Genomic DNA, 19,584 nt, shown 5'->3' with positions numbered 1-19,584 from the left:
GCGGGAAACTGGTCGAAAGTGCAAGTACAGTTGCGCCGGGCGCTTGCGCGGGACTGTACTCTGTTTGCCCCGATGTCTCTGTGCATGCCCCCCAGGGGTGGCCTGTCCTAGACTTGCAGTCTGGAATCAATCCGTACCGAGATCATGTCATCCAAACCGAGAATCGAGCAGTACAACCAACCCGCGGGCGGCTGGGGCGCGCTGAAATACGTGGCGCTGAACCTGGTCAAGGAACACGTCGCCGACGGCAAGGGCCTCCGCACTTTGCTGTCGCAGAACCAGCCGGATGGTTTCGACTGCCCCGGTTGCGCATGGCCTGACCGCGAACATACCTCCACCTTCGAATTCTGCGAGAACGGTGTCAAGGCGGTCGCCGCCGAGGCCACCAAGAAGCGCGTCACCACCGAGTTCTTCGAGAAGCACACGGTGACCGAACTGATGGAGCAGTCGGACTACGAGCTCGAGGAGCACGGCCGCCTGACCCATCCCATGGTCTACGACGCCGCCACCGACAAGTACAGGACGATCGACTGGCAGGGCGCCTTCGACCTCATCGCCCAACACCTGAATGCCTTGCCCGATCCGGACATGGCCGACTTCTACGTCTCCGGCCGCGCCAGCAACGAGGCGGCCTTCCTGTTCCAGCTGTTCGTGCGCCAGTACGGCACCAACAACTTCCCCGACTGCTCCAACATGTGCCACGAGCCGACCAGCGTCGGCCTGCCGGGCACGGTGGGCATCGGCAAGGGCACCGTGTTGCTGGACGATTTCGACCTGTGCGACACGCTGCTGCTGTTCGGCCAGAACCCGGCCACCAACCACCCGCGCATGATGGGCGAACTGCGCCACGCCTCCAAGCGCGGCGCCACCATCGTCGCCATCAATCCCCTGAAGGAACGCGGCCTGGAGCGTTTCGCCGACCCGCAAAGCAAGGTCGAGATGCTGACCATGGGCAGCACCCGCATCAGCTCCATGTTCATCCACCCGAAACTGGGCGGCGACCTGGCGCTGATCAAGGGCGTCATCAAGCGCACCATCGAGCTCGATGACGTGGCCGTCTTCACCAACGCCGAGCGCGTGCTGGATGTGGAGTTCATCGAGACCCACACCTCCGGCTTCGAGGACTTCGCCGCCGACGTGCGCGCCGAGAGCTGGGACGACATCATCGGCGAGTCCGGCGTCTCGCGCGACGACATCGAGAAACTGACCCAGGTGTATGTGCGCGGCAAGGCCGTCATCGCCACCTGGGGCATGGGTTTGACCCAGCACAAGCACGCCGTGGGCGCGATCCAGCTGCTGTCGAACATGATGATGCTGCGCGGGAACATCGGCCGTCCCGGCGCCGGCCTGTGCCCGGTGCGCGGCCACTCCAACGTGCAGGGCGACCGCACCGTGGGCATCGACGAAAAGCCGACCCCGGCCTTCCTCGACCGCCTGGAGCAGGTCTTCGAATTCAAGGCCCCGCGCCATCACGGCAACGACACCGTCGGTTCCGTGATGGCCATGCTGGAAGGCAAGACCAAGGTCTTCATCGGCCTGGGCGGCAACTTCGCCATGGCCACGCCCGACACCTACCGCACCTTCGAGGCCATGCGCTCGTGCAACCTCACGGTGCACATCACCACCAAGCTCAACCGCAGCCACCTGGTGCATGGCAAGGACGCGCTGATCCTGCCGACCATGGGGCGCACCGAGATCGACGTGCAGAAGTCCGGCCCGCAGGGCGTGACGGTGGAAGATTCGATGAGCATGGTGCACGTCTCCTACGGCATCAACAAGCCGGCCTCGGAGCACCTGATGTCGGAGACGGCCATCGTCGCCCACATGGCCGAAGCCACGATGAAGTCGCGCAACAACGGCAAGAAGATCGACTGGCTGTGGTATGCCGAGGATTACTCGCGCATCCGCGACGCCATCGAGAAGGTGTACGACGCCTTCAAGGGCTACAACCAGCGCATCGCCAACCCGGGCGGCTTCCACCTGGGCGTGGCCTCGCGCGACCGCGTGTGGAAGACGGCCTCGGGCAAGGCCAACTTCATCGTTCACGCCATCCCCAAGGACACGCCCATCCATCGCGCCCGCGCCATCCACGGCGAGAAGCTGATGACGCTGATGACCACGCGTTCGCACGACCAGTACAACACCACCATCTACGGCATGGACGACCGCTACCGCGGCGTGTTCGGCCAGCGCCGCGTGGTCTTCATCAACAAGGAAGACCTGCAGCTGCTGGGCCTGAAGGATGGCGAGTGGGTCGACCTGGTCAGCGTGTGGGACGACGGCGTGGAGCGCCGCGCCGACGGCTTCCTGCTGGTCGAGTACGACATCCCGCGCGGCTGCATCGGCAGCTACTATCCGGAGACCAATCCGCTGGTGCCGCTGGAAAGCTTTGCCGACAAGGCCCGCACGCCGACCTCCAAGTCGATCCCGGTCCTGCTGCACCGCTCGGCGGCGCAGCAGGCCGTGGCCTGAGGCCGGAACCATGAGCGAGGCCGGCGACATTCATCCGCTGCATCCTCCCGAGCCCGACGGCGCCGGCGAGGATGCGGGCGCGGCCGGGCTGGGCCTGCCGTCCGAGGTGCTGGCCATCATCAATGAACTGCAGGCCGACTACGACAGCAGCGGCGGCGCGCCGCTGTCGCTGGCGCGGCTGTCCAAGCGCACCCAGCTGCGCATGAGCACGCTGCGGCGCTTCCTCTCGGCGCTGGAAGAGGCGGGCGTGGTCAAGGTCGAGTTGAATGACGACGGCACGGGCAGCGTGCAGTTGCTGTTGCCGCCGCTTGCTTGAATCGGCGGACCTTCGCAAGTCCATCGCTTTCCGATATTGTGCTGACCTGTCGTCCCTGCGAAAGCAGGGACCCAGCGTCGTTCGGCCGACGTCGATGCATGACAAACGCCACTGGATTCCTGCTTTCGCAGGAATGACAGGCGGGAGCGGGTCTCAACCCGCCAGTTCCTCCACCAACTTCCCCACCAGCTTCAAGGCCTGCTCGATCTCCTTCGACCACGGATAGCTGTAGTTGAGCCGGATGAAATGGCTGTAGCGGTTGGTGGCCGCGAAGATGCGTCCCGGCGCCACTGTGATTCCCAGCGCCAGGCAGCGCCGGTACAGCTCCATCGCGTCCACCCCGGACGGCAATTCCACCCACAGCACATAGCCGCCTTCCGGCTCGGACACTTGCGTGCCGGCCGGGAAGAAGCGCAGCACGAAGTGGCGCATCAGGTCGCGCTGCTGGGCGAAGGCGCGGCGCACGCGGCGCAGGTGGCGTTCGTAGCCGCCCTGCGTGAGGTATTCGGCGATGGCGCGCTGCGGCGCGGTGGGCGTGGCCAGGGTATTGAGGAACTTGAGCTTCTCCACCTGTTCCCGATAGCGTCCCGGCATGGCCCAGCCGATGCGGTAGGCCGAGGTCAGGCTCTTGGAGAACGAGGAGCAGTGCAGCACCAGGCCCTCGCGGTCGTAGTTCTTCAGCGACGATGGGTGGGCGTTGCCGTAGTACAGCTCGCCGTAGACGGCGTTCTCGATCACCGGCATGCCGTGCCGCTCGGCCAGGCGGACCAGCCGTTCCTTCTCCACGTCGGGCATCCGGAAACCCAGCGGGTTCTGGAAGTTGGGCATCACCATGCAGGCCGCCACCGGCTGCGTCTTCATCGTCTCTTCCAGGGCGCCGACATCGATGCCGCGCTCGGGATCGGTCGGGATTTCCAGCGCCCGCATACCCAGCCGCTCGATCGCGTGCAGCATGGCGTAGAAGGTCGGGGTCTCGACGGCGATGGTGTCGCCCGGCTTGGCCACGGCCTGCAGGCACAGGTTGATGGCTTCGGTGGCGCCCACGGTGATGACGATTTCTTCCGGGTCGACCTTCAGGCCGTTTTCCAGGTAGCGCCGGGCGATCTGGCGCAGCAGGTCGGGATGGCCCGGCGGCAGGTCGTCGAACACGCTGGACTGGCTGGCGTTGCGGGTGATGCGGCCGGCATACTGCGCCACCCGCTGCGAGGGAAACAGCGCCGGGTTGGGATAGGGCGAGCCCAGCGGCACGGTGCCGTCCTGCTGGATGGTCTTGAGCGTGGCCAGCACCAGCCGGCTCACGTCCACCTCGGTGGATTGCTGCCAGGCCGGGTTGTCCTGGTGCGCATGGCGCCGCGCCGCCGGTTTTTGCGCCGGCTGCGCAGGTTCGCGCACGAAGTAGCCAGACTGCGGATGGCTCTCGATGATGCCTCGGCTTTCCAGCAACTCGTAGGCGCGCACCACCGTGGTCACGCTGACCTTGTGCTGCTGGCTGGCGATGCGCACCGAGGCGATGCGCTCGCCCGGCTGCAGCACGCCCTCGCGGATGGAGGCGGCCAGCTGGTCGGCGAATTGCTTGTAGAGAGGGATGACGGCCATGGCAGGAGGGGCTGGTGTTAGAGTTGTAGCCCGCATTTTACAAAAAAGGACGCCGGCCATGATTACTGTGCATCACCTCAACAATTCGCGCTCGCAGCGCGTGCTGTGGTTGCTGGAAGAATTGGGCCTGGAATACGAGATCAAGTTCTACCAGCGCGACCCCAAGACCATGCTGGCGCCGCCCGAACTGGTGGCGGTGCACCCGCTGGGCAAGTCGCCGGTGATCACCGACGGCGAGCTGACGGTGGCCGAATCCGGCGCCATCGTCGAATACCTGCTGGAGCGCTACGGCGCCGCCAGCGGCCTGCTGCCGGCCCCCGGCACGCCGGAGCGCCTGCGCTACCGCTACTGGCTGCATTATGCCGAAGGGTCGGCCATGCCGCTGCTGTTGCTGCAACTGATCTTCGGCCGCCTGCCGCGCGCTGTGCCGGCGTTGATCCGGCCCGTCGCCAAGCTGATCGCCGGCGGTTTCCGGGAGCGTTTCATCGCGCCGCAACTGGCGCGTCACCTGCGCTACATGGAAGACGAACTGGGCAAGCAGGGCTGGTTTGCGGGAGCCGCCTTCAGCGCGGCCGACATCCAGATGAGTTTCCCGGTCGAAGGCCTGCGCTCGCGCGGCGGGCTCGATGGCCGCTATCCCAACCTGCTCAAGTACCTGGAAGCGATCCACGGGCGTCCGGCCTACCGGCGCGCGCTGGAGCGCGGCGGCCCGTACGAGCTGCTGCGCTGAACGTGATCAGGCCGGCAGGCTGATCACGGCGCGCAGGCCCGACGGGCGGCTGCCGTCGTCGCGGTGGTCGCGGTTTTCCAGCTCCAGCCGTCCGCCGTGCGCCTCGACGCACGAGCGCGCGATGGCGAGCCCGAGACCGACATGGCCATCGGCGTTGGCGTCGTGATGGCGGCTGCGCGATGGATCCAGCCGAACGAAGGGCTTGAAGACTTCATGCAGCTTGTCGGCGGCGATGCCCGGCCCATCGTCATCCACATGGATGCGCAGCGTGCCGCCGGCCTCGACGGACAAGGCCAGCCGCGCGCGCCGGCCATAACGCACCGCGTTGTCGACCAGGTTCGACACGGCGCGCTTGAGGTTCACCGGGCGGCAGCGGTAGGGCAGGGCGCCGCCGCCGCCGCGCAGCTGCACATCGCGGCCCTGGGCCGATTGCTCCTCCACCACGTCGCGCAGCAGCGCCTGCAGGTCGACCTCGCGGGTGTCTTCGCTGCGGGCGTCGTCGCGCGCGAAGCGCAGGGTCTCCTCCACCATCACCCGCATCTCTTCCAGCGTGCGCACCATGGCCGCGCGCAGCTGCGGATCGTCCACCAGTTCGGCGCGCAGGCGCAGCGAGGTGATCGGCGTACGCAGGTCGTGGCTGATCGCCGCCAGCATGCGCGTGCGGTCTTCGACGAAGCGGCGCAGCCGTTCCTGCATCAGGTTGAAGGCAGTGGTCACTTCGCGCGCCTCGGCCGGGCCGGTGACCGCCAGCGGCTCGACCAGCTCGCCGCGGCTCACGCGCTCGGCCGCGTGCGCCAGCGCCTTGATCGGGCGCAGGATGCGGCGCACGAACAGGAACACGATCACCAGCACCGGCAGCGTGCTGACCGGCACCGAGAAGCGCAGCGGACGCATCCACGCCTGCGACATCACCGGATGTTGCAGCGTGTTGATCCACTGGCCGTCGGCGCGGCGCATGGCGATGCGCAGGTCGCCGCTGCGCGCGCTGTGGCGCAGCAGGCTGACGCGGAGGGCGTCCGGCGCCAGCGCCAGCAACTGGCCCAGCTTAGCGGCGATGGCGTCCTGGTCGTAGCCCTGTTCGCGCCCTTGGTCGACCAGGGCTGCCGGCCCCAGCGCGTAGTCGGCGTTGCCGCCGCGCGCCGTTGCCAGCGCCTGGCGCGCCTGCGCCTCGGGCAACTGTCCCAGGCGCCAGGCCACGGCGGCGTGTTCGATCATCTGGTCGCGCGAGATGGAATGGATGGTCTCGCCGTTGGTCAGCACCACCGACAGGCCGATGGCATGCGCGGCCACCAGGCCGAGCAGCAGCAGGCCGACCAGCTGGCCGGCCATGGTGCGGGGCCACAACCTCATGATGCGGACGGGACGCCCGCCAGCTCGGCGCTGACCTGGGCGGCGAACAGGTAGCCGTTGCCCCACACGGTCTTGAGCAGGTTGGGGTTGCGCGGATCCGGCTCCAGCTTCTTGCGCAGCCGGCTGACCTGGCTGTCGATGCTGCGGTCGAAGGCCTGGGCCTCGGCGCCGGCGGTCAGGTCCATCAGCTTGTCGCGCGAGAGCACGGTGTTGGGATGCTCGACCAGCACCCGCAGCAGCCGGTATTCGACGCTCGACAGCGTCACCTCCACCCCTTCGCGGTCGCGCAGTTCGCGGCGCTCCAGGTCCAGCGTCCACTCGTCGAATACGTAGCGGCGAATGGCGCTGTCGGCCATCTGCGCGGGCAGGGCCGGCTCCGCGTCGGGCAGGCTGCGGCGGATGCGGCGCAGCACCGTCCTGATGCGCGCCACCAGTTCCTGCGGATCGAAGGGTTTGACGACGTAGTCGTCGGCGCCGGTCTCCAGGCCGTTGACCTTGTCCGCGCAGGACGACATCGCCGTGAGCAGGATCACCGGCGTGCCGAACTCCTCGCCGATATGGCGGCACAGCGAGAGGCCGTCCTCGCCCGGCATCATCACGTCCAGCACCGCGAGATCGAAGCTTTGCCTTTGCAGCAGCCGCCGCGCCTGCGCGGCGTTGAACGCCATGCTCACCTGCATGCCCTGGCGGCGCAGGTAGGCGGCCAGCGGCTCGCAGATGTCGGGATGGTCGTCGACCACCAGGATGTGGCGTTGCGCTTGCATGTTGTTTTCCTTCCCCGGCGTTACGGATGGCGTCCGGCGGCTTGGCGCGGCGCATGGCCGCTTGCCACACTTTGACAAACTTTTGCCAATTTTAAATGAATATAATTCTCATTTGCAAATTTCGGAAGAAATTCCTTCTTGCCTCCAACCCAGTACCGGTGCGGCTTTGCGGATGACATGCTCATTCCGCGAGGGGAGGGCTGCGCCCAAGAAAACACGGTGCGGGCGGAAGGAAGACACCGGATCAACACCTTGGGGAACAGCAATATGCAAGCGAAACAGGAATTCAAGCCGGCCCGCGCGGCCGTGGTCGTGGCGGTTGCCGGCGCCCTCGCCATGATGGCGGGCGGCGCGTGGGCGCAGGGGCTCAAGGAGGTGGTGGTGACCGCCACCGGCTTCGAGCAGCAGGTGACCGATGCGCCGGCCAGCATCAGCGTGATCACGCAGGAGCAACTGAAGAAGAAGCCATTCCGCGACCTGACCGATGCCTTGTCGGAAGTGGAAGGCGTGACCGTCACCGGCACCGCCAGTGAAAAGGATATCTTCATCCGCGGCATGCCCGGCGCCTACACCCTGATCCTGGTGGACGGCAAGCGCCAGAGCACGCGCGACGCGCGCACCAACGGCAACGCCGGTTTCGAGCAGACCTTCATCCCGCCGCTGGATGCCATCGAGCGCATCGAGGTGGTGCGCGGCCCGATGTCTTCGCTGTACGGCTCCGACGCCATGGGCGGCGTGATCAACATCATCACCAAGAAGGTCGCGGCCAAGTGGGGCGGCTCGGTCACGGCCGACGCCACGCTGCAGCAGCACGGCGATTCGGGCGACTCCTACCAGGGCCAGTTCTACGTCAACGGCCCGATCGCCACCGACGTGCTGGGCCTGCAGATGTGGGGCCGCGTGTACAAGCGCCAGGAGGACCGCATCCTCAACGGCAACACCAAGGCGCTGGACACCGATTTCACCGCGCGCCTCTCGCTCACTCCCAACAAGGACCACGACATCCTGGCCGAGATCGGCACCACCCAGGTGCGGCGCGATGCATCGTCCTATCACACGCTGGCCTCGACCGCCGCCACCGCCGACACCTACAACGAGAACCCGCGCGACCACATGTCGCTGTCGCACACGGGCCGCTACGGCTGGGCCACCTCGGACCTCTCGATCTCGTTTGAAAAGGCGCAGCGCAAGAGCTTCACCGAGAGCCCGGTGGGCAGCGACCGCTTCAACCAGGCCGCGCGCGCGCCCAAGATCGAGAATTTGGTGATGGACGGCAAGCTCTCGGCGCCGCTGGGCGCGCACTGGCTGGTGATGGGCGGGCAATGGAACGAGGCCACGCTGACCGACGTCAACCCCGGCGTGAGCGCGACCCTCGTGCGCGATTTCAAGATCACGCAGAAGGCGCTGTTCCTGGAAGACGAATGGAAGCTCACCGATGCCCTGGCGCTGACCGGCGGCCTGCGCCTGGACAACCACCAGATCTATGGCAACCACTGGAGCCCGCGCCTGTACGCCGTGTGGCACGGCACCGAGGACCTGACCATCAAGGGCGGCGTCTCGCGCGGCTTCCGCGCGCCCGAGATCCGCACCATCGCGCCCGGCTATGCCTACACCACCGGCGGCGCGGGCTGCACGGTCGGCCCCACCGGCACCTGCGGCGTAATCCTGGGCGATCCCAACCTCAAGCCGGAAACCAGCACCAGCTACGAGCTCGCCGCGCTGTGGGACGGCAAGGCCGGCCTCTCCGCCAGCGCTACGGCGTTCTATACCGATTTCAAGGACAAGGTCAGCAACGCCCTGGTCTACAACGCCGACGGTTCGATCGCGCGCTGGTCGGCCAACAACAACTACCGCCTCTGGTACAGCTACAACGTGGACCGCGCCACCATCAAGGGCGTGGAGCTGAGCGCGCGCTGGGAAGCCACCAGCCGGCTGGCGCTGAAGTCGAACTACACCTATACCGACTCGCGCCAGAAGGGCGGCAGCTATGACGGCTACGCCCTGGCCCGCACGCCCAAGCACATGTTCAACCTGCGCGCCGACTGGAAGCAGTCCGACGCCTGGACCCTGTGGGCCGCGATGAACTACCACGGCAAGGAAGTCAACGCCGCCGCCCGCGTGGGCACCGCAGGCACCACGATCTCCACGAGCGGCGTGAAGGAGTACAAGGCCTACGCGCTGGCCGACATCGGCACGAGCTTCGAGATCGACAAGCTGACCAGCCTGGCCGCGGCGATCTACAACGTCACCGACAAGCGCCTGGACGAGCAGAGCTTCAACACCGTGGGCGACGGCCGCCGCCTGTGGATGAGCCTGACCCGGCGCTTCTGAGCGGTCGCGCCTGAAGCGGCCCGGCAGCCGACCTGCCGGGCCATTTCCCTCCACCGCTGACGGACCTCCCTTGAACGACATTTCCACTCCACGCCGCCGCCTGCTGGCGGCAGCCTTGCTGTGCGCCTTCGCGCCCCTGCCGGCGCGCGCCCAGCCCGATCTCTCCCGCAAGCTCGGACCGACCATCGCCGACGCCGGCTCGGCGTCCTATCGTTTCGAAGGCTTCACGCTGCGCTCGGCCGATGGCCAGCGCGGCTACCGCGTGACCGTGTGCATTCCGCGCCGGGCCGCGCCGGCCGCCGGCTATCCCGCCATCGTCGCGCTCGACGGCAACGCCGCGCTGGCGTCCATCGACGAGCGCCAGCTGCAGGCGCTGGACGCCGGCAACCCGCCGGTGATCGTGGCCATCGGCTACGACACCGAGCTGCGCTTCGACGTCCAGGCGCGCGCCTACGACTACACGCCGCCGATTCCCGCCGGCCAGGCCGATGAGGAGGCGGGGCGCGGCCGCAAGGGCGGCGGCGCCGAGCTCTTCCTCGACCTGATCGAGCAGCGCATCCTGCCGCGCGTGCGCGCGCTGGCGTCGCTGGACCATGGCCGGCTGGCGCTGTGGGGGCATTCCTATGGCGGCTTGTTCGTATTGCACACGCTGTTCTCGCGGACCCGCCTGTTCTCCGCCTACATCGCCGCCAGCCCGTCGCTGTGGTGGCAGCAGGGCGTGATCCTGGCCGAGGAAAAACGCTTCGCCGGCGAGGCGGCGCTGGCCGCGAAACATGCCGGCGCGCGCGTGTGGCTGATGGCAGGCGACGCCGAGCGGCGCCAACGCAGGCCGGGACACGACGCCGCGCCGGCCGCCGACGCCGCCCAGGCCATGCAGGCCTCGCGTGCGGCGATGCCGGCGCAGGCCTTGCCGGAACTGGCCGCGCGGCTGCGCGAGCGCGATGGGCTGGAGGTGTCGCTGCGCATCTTCCCGGGCATGGCGCACGGCCCGATGCTGCCGGCCTCGCTGGAGCCGGCGCTGCGCATCGCGGCCGGACTGGCGCCGTTCCCCGGCTAGGCCGCGCGGGACGCCGGGCCTTGCGCGGCGCGGCCGTGTATCGTTTTGTATCGCAAAGTAAAACAGCCGGCGCCGCGATCTTTTTCTTCAGGCGCGACGCTATAATTGAGAACCATTATTATTTGAAGCGAATGGCAGGCCGCCATCGCCACGCCATGAAGGACGTCACCGCCAGCCCGCTCCCCGACCAGAAACGCCGCGCCTTCTGGCTCAAGCACCTGCACCAGTGGCACTGGATCAGTTCCGGCATCTGCCTGGTGGCGATGCTGGCCTTTGCGGCGACCGGCCTGACCCTGAACCACGCGGCGCAGATCGAGGCCCGGCCGCAGGTCAGCCATCGGGAGGCGCAGTTGCCCGAGCGCTTGCTGGCGCCGTTGCGCGCGCAGGCGCAAGCCGCCGACAAGGCGGGCGGCAAGGCGCCGATGCCGGCCGGGGCGCGCGACTGGATCGCCGCGCAGATGGCCGTGACGATCGGCGCGCAGGCTGCGGAGTGGTCGCCGGACGAGGTCTACGTCTCGCTGCCGCGCCCGGGCGGGGACGCCTGGCTGCGGGTGGAGCTGGAAGACGGCAAGATCGAATACGAGAAGACCGAGCGCGGCTGGATCTCCTACTTCAACGACCTGCACAAGGGGCGCAATACCGGCGCGGCGTGGAGCTGGTTCATCGACGTGTTCGCGGCGGCCTGCCTGGTCTTTTGCATCACCGGCCTGTTCCTGCTGCAGATGCACGCCGGCAAGCGCCCGGCGACCTGGCCGCTGGTGGCGCTGGGGCTGGTGGCGCCGCTGTTGCTGGCGATCCTGTTTATCCATTGAGCCGGTCGGGCGCGCGCCCGCAGCCATCGAACCCTTTAGCGAGGTCACATGACGCACAAGAAATCCCTATTGCTGAAACCTACCGTCCTGGCGCTGGCCATGACGGCGCTGTTCGCCTCGGCGGCCCCGGCCGGCGCCGCCGACCTGAACCTCCGCATCGAGGTGCCCACGCTCAACGTGGCGGAATACCACCGGCCCTACCTGGCCGCCTGGATCGAGCGCGCCGACCAGAGCGTGGCGGCCAACCTGGCGGTCTGGTACGACCTGAAGAAGAAGGACAAGGAAGGCGAGAAGTGGCTGAAGGATATCCGCCAGTGGTGGCGCCGCAGCGGCCGCGAACAGCAGATGCCCATCGACGGCGTCAGCGGCGCGACCCGCCCGGCCGGCGAGCAGAAACTCAACTTCGGTTCCGACAAGGGACCGCTCGCCGGCCTGGCCCCGGGCGACTACGTGCTGATGGTGGAAGCCGCGCGCGAAGTCGGCGGCCGCGAGCTGGTGAAGCTGCCCTTCCAGTGGCCGCCCAAGTCGGCCCAGAGCGCCAGGGCGCAAGGCAGCAGCGAACTGGGCGCGGTGTCGCTGGAACTGAAGCCCTGAGTCCTGAACCCCGAGCCGGGCAATCACGCCCGCGAACCACACCGACAAGAGGAACCAACATGAACTTCTCCCTGCAACGCATCGCCGGAAAATCGATGAAGATCGCCGCCCTGGCGCTGGCCATCAGCCTGCCGCTGTCGGCCCACGCGCACCGCCAGTGGCTGCTGCCCTCGGCCACCGTGCTGTCGGGCAATGACGCCTGGGTGACGGTGGACGCCGCCGTCTCCAACGACCTGTTCTATTTCGAGCACTTCCCGCTGCGCCTGGACGGCCTGGTGGTGACCGCGCCGGACGGCAAGCCGGCGCAGGCCGTCAACGCCGCCACCGGCAAGTACCGCAGCACCTTCGACGTGCAGCTTTCGCAGCCCGGCACCTACAAGATCGCAGTCGTCAACAACGGCGTGTTCGCCAGCTACAAGGTGGACGGCCAGCAGAAGCGCTGGCGCGGCGCCGCCGAGGCGCTGGCCAAGGAGATCCCGGCCAACGCGCAAGAGCTGAAGGTGACCCAGGTGAACAGCCGGGTGGAGACCTTCGCCACCGCCGGCAAGCCGACCCGCGCCGCGCTGGGGATCACCGGCAGCGGCCTGGAGCTGCAGCCGGTCACCCATCCCAACGACCTGGTGGCGGGCGACACCGCTTCCTTCCAGCTGCTGCTGGACGGCAAGCCGGCGCCCGGCCTGGAAGTGGACGTGGTGCCGGGCGGCATCCGCTATCGCGACAAGCTGCTGGAAACCAAGCTCAAGACCGACGCCGAGGGCAAATTCAGCATCAAGTGGAGCGGCGCCGGCATGTACTGGCTGGAGGCCAGCGTTACCGACCAGAAGACCACGCTGCCGCAAGCCGGCCAGCGCCGCGCCAGCTACATCGCCACGGTGGAGGTGCTGCCCTGAACCTTGGGCCTGGCCTGTAGCGACATGGGCGCCCGCGGCGCGGGCGCCGTTTTTGTGTTGAGGGCGGCGCGTCAAGCGCCGCCCGGCAGCGAGTATTCCCGATGTCCAACCGCGTACTGATTCCGCTCGACATGGACGAGCCGCCGGCCTTGCCGCCGGATGCCGTCCAGCATTCCCTTGCCGGCGCCGCCATGGGCACCACCTGGAGCGTGCATGCGCTGGCCCCCCGCGGCGTGGCGCGCGAGACCATCGCCGCCGCCGTCGAGGCGCAACTGGCGCGCGTGATCCGCGAGATGAGCACCTGGGAGCCGGACTCCCTGATTTCCCGCTTCAACCGCGCCGAGGCCGGCAGCTGGCATGCCTTGCCCGAGGCTTTCCATGCCGTGCTGGACGCCGCGCTGACCATGGCCGTCGACAGCGACGGCGCCTTCGATCCCACCGTCGGGCCGCTGGTCAACCTGTGGGGCTTCGGGCCGGCCACCGACAGTGTTCCATCGCATGCCGTGCCCGATCAGGCTGCGCTGACGCAGGCGCGCGCGCGTTGCGGCTGGCGCCGCATCGGCCTGGATCGGGCCACGCGCAGCGCGCTGCAACCGGGCGGCGCCTACCTCGATTTTTCCGGCATCGCCAAGGGTTACGCAGTGGACCTGGTGGCGCAGGCGCTGCGCGAAGCCGGCTGCGCCAGCTGGCTGGCCGAGATCGGCGGCGAGCTCTCCGGCATGGGCCTCAAGGCCGACGGCCAGCCCTGGTGGGTGGCGCTGGAGCGGCCGCCGCTGGACGGCGGCGCCGCGCTGCTGGCGGCATTGCATGGCATGGCCATCGCCACCTCGGGCGACTATCGCCGCCATTTCGAGCAGGATGGCCGCCGTTACGCCCACACCATCGACCCGCGCAGCGGCAGCCCGGTGCGGCACGACCTGGCCTCGGTCACCGTGCTGCATCCCAGCTGCATGGTGGCCGACGCGCTGGCCACTGCGCTCACCGTGCTGGGCGAAGAGGAGGGCATGGCCTTTGCGCGCCGGCGCAATGTCGCGGCGCTGTTCATCGGCGGCGCGGCCTCGGGTTTCCGCGAGCGCATGACGCCGGCCATGGCCGCCATGCTGGAATGAGCGCGGCATGGGCAAGCTGACCTCATCGACTTCCCTCCAATGGCTTGCCGTGCTGGCCGCTGCGGCGTTGGCCGGTTGGGGCGCGGCGCGCGGTCAACTGAGCAACAGCGCCCACGGGCGCTGGTTGCTGGCCGCGCTGGTGGCGCTGGCCTACCTGGTCTTCTGCGCGGTGACCGTGCTCAAGCACAAGCGCCGCCAGCGCGAGCAGGAAAGGCTCTGGGCCGCCGCCGACGGCGCCGCCGCGGATGATGGCATTCCCTTGCTGATCGCCTTCGCCAGCCAGACCGGCTTTGCCGAACAGCTCGCGCTGCAGTCGGCCCACAGCCTGCGCAAGGGCGGCATGGCGGTGCGCGTGCTGCCGCTGGCGCGGGTGGGCGAAGACGACTTGCGTTCGGCAAGGCAGGCGCTGTTCGTCATCAGCACGACAGGCGAGGGCGATGCGCCGGACGCCGCCGCCGGCTTCGCGCGCCGGATGGCCTCGGCGCAAGCGCAAGCCTCGCTGGCCGACCTGCGTTTCGGCGTGCTGGCGCTGGGCGACCGCAGCTACGAACGATATTGCGCCTTCGGCCACGCGCTGGAGAACTGGCTGCGGCGCCGTCACGCGCAGCCGCTGTTCGACCCGGTCGAGGTCGACAACGGCGACGAGGGCGCGCTGCGCCACTGGCAGCACCAACTGGGCGTGCTGAGCGGCCACAGCGACGACGCCGATTGGAGCGCACCGTCCTACTCCCGCTGGCGCCTGGCCGAGCGCCGCCTGCTCAATCCCGGCAGCGCGGGCGACCCGGCCTTCCACCTGGCGCTGACGCCGCTGGATCTGCCGGCGCCGGCCTGGCAGGCCGGCGACATCGTGGAGATCGGCCCGCGCAACAGCGACGTGGAGGTGCGGCAATTCATGCAGGGACTCTCGCTGTCCGGCCTGCCGCTGGCGCAGGCGCTGGCCGGCCGCATGCTGCCGCGCGCGGCCGGCGAGCTGGACGATCTGCGCGGCCTCGACGGCGAGGCATTGCTGGCGCGCCTGGCGCCCTTGCCGCACCGCGAATACTCGATCGCCTCGCTGCCCGGCGACGGCAGCCTGGACCTGCTGGTGCGCCGCATGCGCCAGGCCGACGGCCGGCCCGGCATCGGTTCCGGATGGCTGACGCTGCACGCGCCGCCCGGCGCCGAGATCGCCGCGCGGGTGCGCGCCAACAGCGGTTTCCACGCGCCGCCTGACGATGTCCCGCTGATCCTGATCGGCAACGGCACCGGCCTGGCCGGGTTGCGCGCCCACCTGCGCGCGCGAGCAGCGGCGGGGCGGGGACGCAACTGGCTGGTGTTCGGCGAGCGCAGCCGCGCGCACGACTATTTCCACCGCGAGGAGATCGAGGCCTGGCAGGCGCAGGGCCTGCTGGAGCGGCTCGACCTGGCGTTCTCGCGCGACCAGGCGCGGCGCGTCTATGTGCAGGACAAGCTGCGCGAGGCCGCCGATACCCTGCGCGCCTGGGTCGCGCAGGGCGCCTGCATCTATGTGTGCGGCAGCCTGCAGGGCATGGCCGCGGGCGTGGCGGACGCGCTGCGGGAGATCCTCGGCGAGGACGCGCTGATCGCCCTGTCCGAGCAGGGACGATACCGGCGCGACGTCTACTGAGGCGCCCGCGGCGGCGGGCGTTGTTCTGTCCGATTTGCCTTTTCGCCCCGTTGCGCGAGAAAATGGGGCGTCAAATCAAAGAGATAAGAACAACATGAGCATTTTCACCAGCTTCCTGCTGATCCTTGTGCTGGTCGTGGTCAGCGCCTTCCTCTCCTGCGCCGAGATCTCCATTGCCGCTTCGCGCAAGATCCGCCTGGAGATGATGTCCAAGGAGGGCGACCCCAACGCCGTGCTGGTGCTGGCGCTGCAGGCCCAGCCGGGCAACTTCTTCACGGTGGTGCAGATCGGCCTGAACGCCGTGGCCATCCTCGGCGGCGTGGTCGGCGAGCCGGCGCTGACGCCGCACATGCGCGACCTGGTCGGCAGCTTCTACCAGGGGCCGTGGCTGGAGAGCGTCAGCTTCGCGATGTCCTTCCTGGTGGTGACCTCCTTCTTCATCCTGTTCGCCGACCTCATGCCCAAGCGGCTGGCGATGGTCGCGCCGGAACGCGCGGCGGTGGCCCTGGTCAAGCCCATGCTGCTGCTGGAGACGATGTTCAGGCCGCTGGTGTGGTTCTTCAACACGCTGTCGAAATGGATCTTCACGCTGTTCGGCCTGCCGCAAGTGCGCCAGGAAGTGATCACGCCCAACGAGATCCACGCCATGGTCGACGCCGGCGCCCAGGCCGGCGTGCTGCTCACGCAGGAGCACCATTTGATCGAGAACGTGTTCGAGCTGGAGAGCCGCTACGTGCCCTCGGCGATGACGGCGCGCGAGAGCATCGTCTACTTCCTGCTCGACGACAGCGAGGAGACCATCCGCCAGAAGATCATCGACCATCCGCATTCGCGCTTCCTGGTGTGCGACGGCCATATCGACGCCGTGCTGGGCTACATCGACAGCAAGGACGTGTTGAAGCGCCTGCTCAAGGGCGAGCAGTTCTCGCTGGCCGACAAGGGCCTGGTGCACAGCCCGCTGTCGATCCCCGACAGCCTGAACCTGTGGGAAGTGCTGGAACGCATGAAGGCGATGGACGAGGACCTGGCCATCGTGGTCAACGAATACGCGCTGGTGGTGGGCATCATCAGCATCACCGACGTCACCGGCGTGCTGATGGGCAACCTGCTGGCGATGGCCGAAGAGGAGCAGCAGATCGTGCGGCGCGACGAGAACTCGTGGCTGATGGACGGCCTGACGCCCCTGAACGATGTGATGAACGAGCTCGACATCGAGGAGTACCCCAATCCGGTCGGCTACGAGACCCTGGCCGGCTTCATCATGTACATGATGCGCAAGATCCCGAAGAAAACCGACTTCGTGCTCTTTTCGGACTTCAAGTTCGAGGTGGTCGACATCGAGGGCAACCGGATCAACCAGTTGCTGGTGACGCGCTTCAAGCAGGACAAGGGCGAAGCGGCGGTGAAGGAGGCGGACGCCAGGGCCTGAGCGTCCATGCGGCGACCGCATCCGCCGCATGGGCGGATGGGAGGTCTTCAGGCCGGCGTCTTGCGGCCGAAGTTGCGCTCGGAAATTTGCGCGTTGAGGGTCCAGAAATCGTACAGCACGCCCAGCAGGAACACGCCGCCGGTGAGCAGGTAGAGGATGCCGGAGAGCCACTTGCCGATGTACATGCGGTGCAGGCCGAAGATACCCAGGAAGGTCAGCAGCAGCCAGGCCACCGAGTAGTTGCTGTCGCCGCCGATGAAGCGGCGGTCGGCCTCGCGATCCATCGACGGGATCAGGAACAGGTCGACCAGCCAGCCGATGCCGAGCAGGCCGAAAGTGAAGAACCAGATCGTGCCGGAGACCGGCTTGCCGTAGTAGAAGCGGTGCGCGCCGGTGAATCCGAAGATCCAGAGCAGGTAGCCCAGGGTTTTGCTGTGGGTATCGTTGGTCATCGAGGCTCCTCTGTGCGATGTGATGTGTGTTGTTTGGCCGGCGGCATGACAGTGTCGCCACTGCCGCGCCGCCGGGTGCACATGCCCAGAGTGCGGATGCGCCCGGTTGGTTCCTCTCAGGCGCGCGTGGCCGGCGTGCGGCGCGCACCCAGCAGCGGCCGTTGCACCATCTGCGTCAACAGCACCCCGGCCAGGCTGACGCCGCCGCCGATCAGGTGGTAGGCATGCATCTCCTCGTGCAGCCAGGCGATCGCACAGCCCGCCGTCAGCACCGGCAGCAGGTTGATGAAGATGCTGCAGCGGCTCGGCCCGAGCCGTTTGACGCCCTCGATCCAGAGGTAGGACAGCAGAATCGACGAACCGATGCCCGAGTAGCCGATCAGCGGCAGCGTGCGCGCGTCCAGCGTCGCGGCGCCGGCAGGCAGCAGCAGGAATTGCGGCAGCATGAAGGCCAGGCCCGCGATGGCTTGCACGTAGATCGCTTGCCAGGCCGGCACACTGAGCTTCCAGTACTTCAGCAGCACGCCATACAGCGAGTATGAGAGCGCCGCCAGCAGCATGAGCGCGTCGCCGGCATGCACGCCGCCGCGCAGCGCCTGCGACATGTCGCCTTGTCCCACCAGATACAGCAATCCCGCAAAGGACAGCACGCCGCCCGCGGCCATGCCCAGCGTCACCGCTTCGCCCAGCACCAGCACCGAGAGCAGGGCGGTGAGCAGCGGAATGAGCGCGGTCACGATGGCCATGTTGGTGGCGGTGGTGCTTTCGGCGGCGCGGTAGGACAGGCTCTGGAAGAAGGCCATCGCCAGCAGGCCCGACAGCGCCAGTTTCCACCAGTGGCGGCGGATCAGCGCGCGGTTGTTCCACAGCGGCTTGAGCACGAAGGGGCTCATCAGCGCCAGCAGCAGGATCAGGCGATAGAAGGTGATGGCCACCGGCGAGATGGCCGAGGCGGCCAGCTTGGAGACGATGACGTTGCCGGCCCACAGCACGATGGCGAGGAAGGGATAGAGATAAGAGGTCAATGGCATGGCGGTCGGGAAAGGACGAAAAAGGAAAAGAAGCGGTCGATGAGATGACGGCCCGCGCGCGGCGAGGGGCCATCGCATGCCATCCTGCCTGTCTTCTGCCTGGCGCTCGCGTGCTAAGATGTCGTTGTTTGTCTTGAAAGTGACACGGCCTGTGAAAGGCCGGCGCGAAGGCCTTACGTGGACAGCTCCGACTACCAGAACCTGATCGCCGCCAATGCGCCCTGCGGCGCGTTGGCCATCGATTACCCGCACGGCCATGTGATCCCGCCGCACCGCCATCCGCACGCCCAGCTGCTGTACGCCATCGAGGGTGTGCTGTGCGTAGAGACCGTCGACGGCCGCTGGGTGGTGCCGCCCACGCGCGGCGTCTGGCTGCAACCGGATGTGGAACACCAGGTGCGCATGCGCGGCGACGTCAAGATGCGCACCGTCTTCATTAACACGCCCGAGTTGCCGAACCTGCCGACGCGCAGCTGCGTGCTGGACATCCCGCCGTTGCTGCGGGAGCTGATCGTCTCGGCGGTCGGCCTCGGACTGGGGGCGCGACTGGAGCCGGACTCGCGCGCCTGGCATCTGCTGCGATTGCTGGTGCTGGAGCTGCGCACGGTGCCGGTGCTGCCCCTGTACTTGCCGTTGCCGTCCGAGCCCGGCCTGCGCATCATCTGCGAGGACCTGATGCGCGAGCCCGACCAGGCGGCAACGGTGGAGGCGCTGGCGGCCGGCCTGGGCATCGCCACCCGCACCTTCCATCGCCGTTTCCTGGCCGGCACCGGGATGCGCTTCGGCCACTGGCGCCAGCAGGCGCGGTTGCTGCTGGCGCTGGAGCAACTGGCGCGCGGCGACAAGGTGATCGATGTCGCGCTGGCGCATGGCTATACCAGCCAGAGCGCCTTCGCCGCCGTGTTTCGCAAGCATTTCGGCAGCGTGCCCAGCCGCTTTTTCAGGAACGGCGAGCCGGCGCCGGCGTGAGCGCGCCGCGGGTCTTCCCGCAGGGAAAGGCCAACTGGTGTAAACTGTCGGGCTG

At 67.9% G+C, this 19,584-nt stretch carries 17 protein-coding genes; 12 read left to right on the top strand and 5 right to left on the bottom strand.

Going from position 1 to position 19,584, the window contains the following annotated elements:
• Nucleotides 1–144 precede the first annotated feature (144 nt).
• Together Herbaro_RS14710 and Herbaro_RS14705 are read left to right on the top strand one after the other, a co-directional pair.
• On the top strand, nt 145–2,472 hold the full coding sequence (locus Herbaro_RS14710; RefSeq protein WP_275010368.1) for an FdhF/YdeP family oxidoreductase: 2,328 nt from the start codon (nt 145–147) through the stop codon (nt 2,470–2,472).
• Between the two features lie 10 nt (nt 2,473–2,482).
• Nucleotides 2,483–2,788 (top strand): helix-turn-helix domain-containing protein, encoded by a 306-nt coding sequence (locus tag Herbaro_RS14705; RefSeq protein ID WP_275010367.1) that lies wholly within the window; start codon nt 2,483–2,485, stop codon nt 2,786–2,788.
• 153 nt (nt 2,789–2,941) lie between these two features.
• Here Herbaro_RS14705 and Herbaro_RS14700 read toward each other — a convergent pair whose 3' ends face one another.
• A complete protein-coding gene (locus tag Herbaro_RS14700) occupies nt 2,942–4,384 on the bottom strand; it encodes an aminotransferase-like domain-containing protein (RefSeq protein ID WP_275010366.1) in 1,443 nt (480 codons plus the stop codon).
• Between the two features lie 58 nt (nt 4,385–4,442).
• Between Herbaro_RS14700 and Herbaro_RS14695 the strand changes: the two genes are divergently transcribed.
• A complete protein-coding gene (locus Herbaro_RS14695; protein ID WP_275010365.1) occupies nt 4,443–5,114 on the top strand; it encodes a glutathione S-transferase in 672 nt (223 codons plus the stop codon).
• A gap of 6 nt (nt 5,115–5,120) precedes the next feature.
• On the opposite strand, the gene Herbaro_RS14690 is transcribed toward Herbaro_RS14695, so the two are convergent.
• Together Herbaro_RS14690 and Herbaro_RS14685 are read right to left on the bottom strand one after the other, a co-directional pair.
• Nucleotides 5,121–6,464: an ATP-binding protein gene (locus Herbaro_RS14690; RefSeq protein ID WP_275010364.1), complete on the bottom strand. Its 1,344-nt coding sequence runs from the start codon at nt 6,462–6,464 to the stop codon at nt 5,121–5,123.
• Nucleotides 6,461–7,228, bottom strand: coding sequence for a response regulator (locus Herbaro_RS14685; RefSeq protein ID WP_275010363.1), 768 nt, complete (start codon nt 7,226–7,228; stop codon nt 6,461–6,463). The genes Herbaro_RS14690 and Herbaro_RS14685 overlap by 4 nt, the downstream gene beginning before the upstream one ends.
• Before the next feature lie 267 nt (nt 7,229–7,495).
• On the opposite strand from Herbaro_RS14685, the gene Herbaro_RS14680 reads away from it, so the two are divergent.
• From Herbaro_RS14680 to Herbaro_RS14645, 8 genes are all read left to right on the top strand, one after another.
• Nucleotides 7,496–9,559, top strand: coding sequence for a TonB-dependent receptor domain-containing protein (locus Herbaro_RS14680; protein ID WP_275010362.1), 2,064 nt, complete (start codon nt 7,496–7,498; stop codon nt 9,557–9,559).
• Nucleotides 9,560–9,629: 70 nt separating this feature from the next.
• Nucleotides 9,630–10,616 (top strand): alpha/beta hydrolase, encoded by a 987-nt coding sequence (locus Herbaro_RS14675; protein ID WP_275010361.1) that lies wholly within the window; start codon nt 9,630–9,632, stop codon nt 10,614–10,616.
• A 131-nt stretch (nt 10,617–10,747) separates the two neighbouring features.
• A complete protein-coding gene (locus Herbaro_RS14670) occupies nt 10,748–11,428 on the top strand; it encodes a PepSY-associated TM helix domain-containing protein (RefSeq protein ID WP_275010360.1) in 681 nt (226 codons plus the stop codon).
• A gap of 48 nt (nt 11,429–11,476) precedes the next feature.
• Nucleotides 11,477–12,022, top strand: a complete 546-nt coding sequence (locus Herbaro_RS14665; protein WP_275010359.1) for a DUF2271 domain-containing protein — start codon at nt 11,477–11,479, stop codon at nt 12,020–12,022.
• 59 nt (nt 12,023–12,081) lie between these two features.
• Nucleotides 12,082–12,912 carry a DUF4198 domain-containing protein gene (locus Herbaro_RS14660; protein ID WP_275010358.1) on the top strand — a complete coding sequence of 277 codons (831 nt, stop codon included), beginning with the start codon at nt 12,082–12,084 and terminating at the stop codon, nt 12,910–12,912.
• Between the two features lie 101 nt (nt 12,913–13,013).
• Nucleotides 13,014–14,021, top strand: a complete 1,008-nt coding sequence (locus Herbaro_RS14655; RefSeq protein WP_275010357.1) for an FAD:protein FMN transferase — start codon at nt 13,014–13,016, stop codon at nt 14,019–14,021.
• 7 nt (nt 14,022–14,028) lie between these two features.
• Complete coding sequence (locus Herbaro_RS14650) at nt 14,029–15,648, top strand: sulfite reductase subunit alpha (protein WP_275010356.1); 1,620 nt, start codon at nt 14,029–14,031, stop codon at nt 15,646–15,648.
• Nucleotides 15,649–15,742: 94 nt separating this feature from the next.
• Complete coding sequence (locus Herbaro_RS14645; protein WP_275010355.1) at nt 15,743–17,077, top strand: polyamine export protein PaeA; 1,335 nt, start codon at nt 15,743–15,745, stop codon at nt 17,075–17,077.
• Between the two features lie 47 nt (nt 17,078–17,124).
• Here the strand turns inward: Herbaro_RS14645 and Herbaro_RS14640 are convergent, their stop codons facing one another.
• Entirely contained in the window at nt 17,125–17,529 is a 405-nt protein-coding gene (locus Herbaro_RS14640; protein WP_275010354.1) for an NINE protein, read from the bottom strand.
• Nucleotides 17,530–17,645: 116 nt separating this feature from the next.
• The gene (locus tag Herbaro_RS14635; protein WP_275010353.1) at nt 17,646–18,560 is read right to left on the bottom strand and encodes a DMT family transporter; all 915 of its coding nucleotides are present in this window, start codon (nt 18,558–18,560) and stop codon (nt 17,646–17,648) included.
• A gap of 177 nt (nt 18,561–18,737) precedes the next feature.
• Between Herbaro_RS14635 and Herbaro_RS14630 the strand changes: the two genes are divergently transcribed.
• On the top strand, nt 18,738–19,529 hold the full coding sequence (locus Herbaro_RS14630; protein WP_275010352.1) for an AraC family transcriptional regulator: 792 nt from the start codon (nt 18,738–18,740) through the stop codon (nt 19,527–19,529).
• Nucleotides 19,530–19,584: the final 55 nt, after the last annotated feature.

Origin of the sequence: Herbaspirillum sp. WKF16, from assembly GCF_028993615.1 — a bacterium.
Classification (GTDB): domain Bacteria; phylum Pseudomonadota; class Gammaproteobacteria; order Burkholderiales; family Burkholderiaceae_D; genus Herbaspirillum.
This window is presented reverse-complemented; position numbering and strand designations above follow the sequence as displayed.

What these genes read in the sequence shown, in the direction of transcription:
- Herbaro_RS14650 (WP_275010356.1), top strand. Translation starts at nt 14,029, where the DNA reads ATGGGCAAGCTGACCTCATCGACTTCCCTCCAATGGCTTGCCGTGCTG.
- Herbaro_RS14710 (WP_275010368.1), top strand. Translation starts at nt 145, where the DNA reads ATGTCATCCAAACCGAGAATCGAGCAGTACAACCAACCCGCGGGCGGC.
- Herbaro_RS14680 (WP_275010362.1), top strand. Translation starts at nt 7,496, where the DNA reads ATGCAAGCGAAACAGGAATTCAAGCCGGCCCGCGCGGCCGTGGTCGTG.
- Herbaro_RS14705 (WP_275010367.1), top strand. Translation starts at nt 2,483, where the DNA reads ATGAGCGAGGCCGGCGACATTCATCCGCTGCATCCTCCCGAGCCCGAC.
- Herbaro_RS14635 (WP_275010353.1), bottom strand. Translation starts at nt 18,560, where the DNA reads ATGCCATTGACCTCTTATCTCTATCCCTTCCTCGCCATCGTGCTGTGG.
- Herbaro_RS14695 (WP_275010365.1), top strand. Translation starts at nt 4,443, where the DNA reads ATGATTACTGTGCATCACCTCAACAATTCGCGCTCGCAGCGCGTGCTG.
- Herbaro_RS14665 (WP_275010359.1), top strand. Translation starts at nt 11,477, where the DNA reads ATGACGCACAAGAAATCCCTATTGCTGAAACCTACCGTCCTGGCGCTG.
- Herbaro_RS14670 (WP_275010360.1), top strand. Translation starts at nt 10,748, where the DNA reads ATGGCAGGCCGCCATCGCCACGCCATGAAGGACGTCACCGCCAGCCCG.
- Herbaro_RS14660 (WP_275010358.1), top strand. Translation starts at nt 12,082, where the DNA reads ATGAACTTCTCCCTGCAACGCATCGCCGGAAAATCGATGAAGATCGCC.
- Herbaro_RS14645 (WP_275010355.1), top strand. Translation starts at nt 15,743, where the DNA reads ATGAGCATTTTCACCAGCTTCCTGCTGATCCTTGTGCTGGTCGTGGTC.
- Herbaro_RS14685 (WP_275010363.1), bottom strand. Translation starts at nt 7,228, where the DNA reads ATGCAAGCGCAACGCCACATCCTGGTGGTCGACGACCATCCCGACATC.
- Herbaro_RS14655 (WP_275010357.1), top strand. Translation starts at nt 13,014, where the DNA reads ATGTCCAACCGCGTACTGATTCCGCTCGACATGGACGAGCCGCCGGCC.
- Herbaro_RS14640 (WP_275010354.1), bottom strand. Translation starts at nt 17,529, where the DNA reads ATGACCAACGATACCCACAGCAAAACCCTGGGCTACCTGCTCTGGATC.
- Herbaro_RS14690 (WP_275010364.1), bottom strand. Translation starts at nt 6,464, where the DNA reads ATGAGGTTGTGGCCCCGCACCATGGCCGGCCAGCTGGTCGGCCTGCTG.
- Herbaro_RS14700 (WP_275010366.1), bottom strand. Translation starts at nt 4,384, where the DNA reads ATGGCCGTCATCCCTCTCTACAAGCAATTCGCCGACCAGCTGGCCGCC.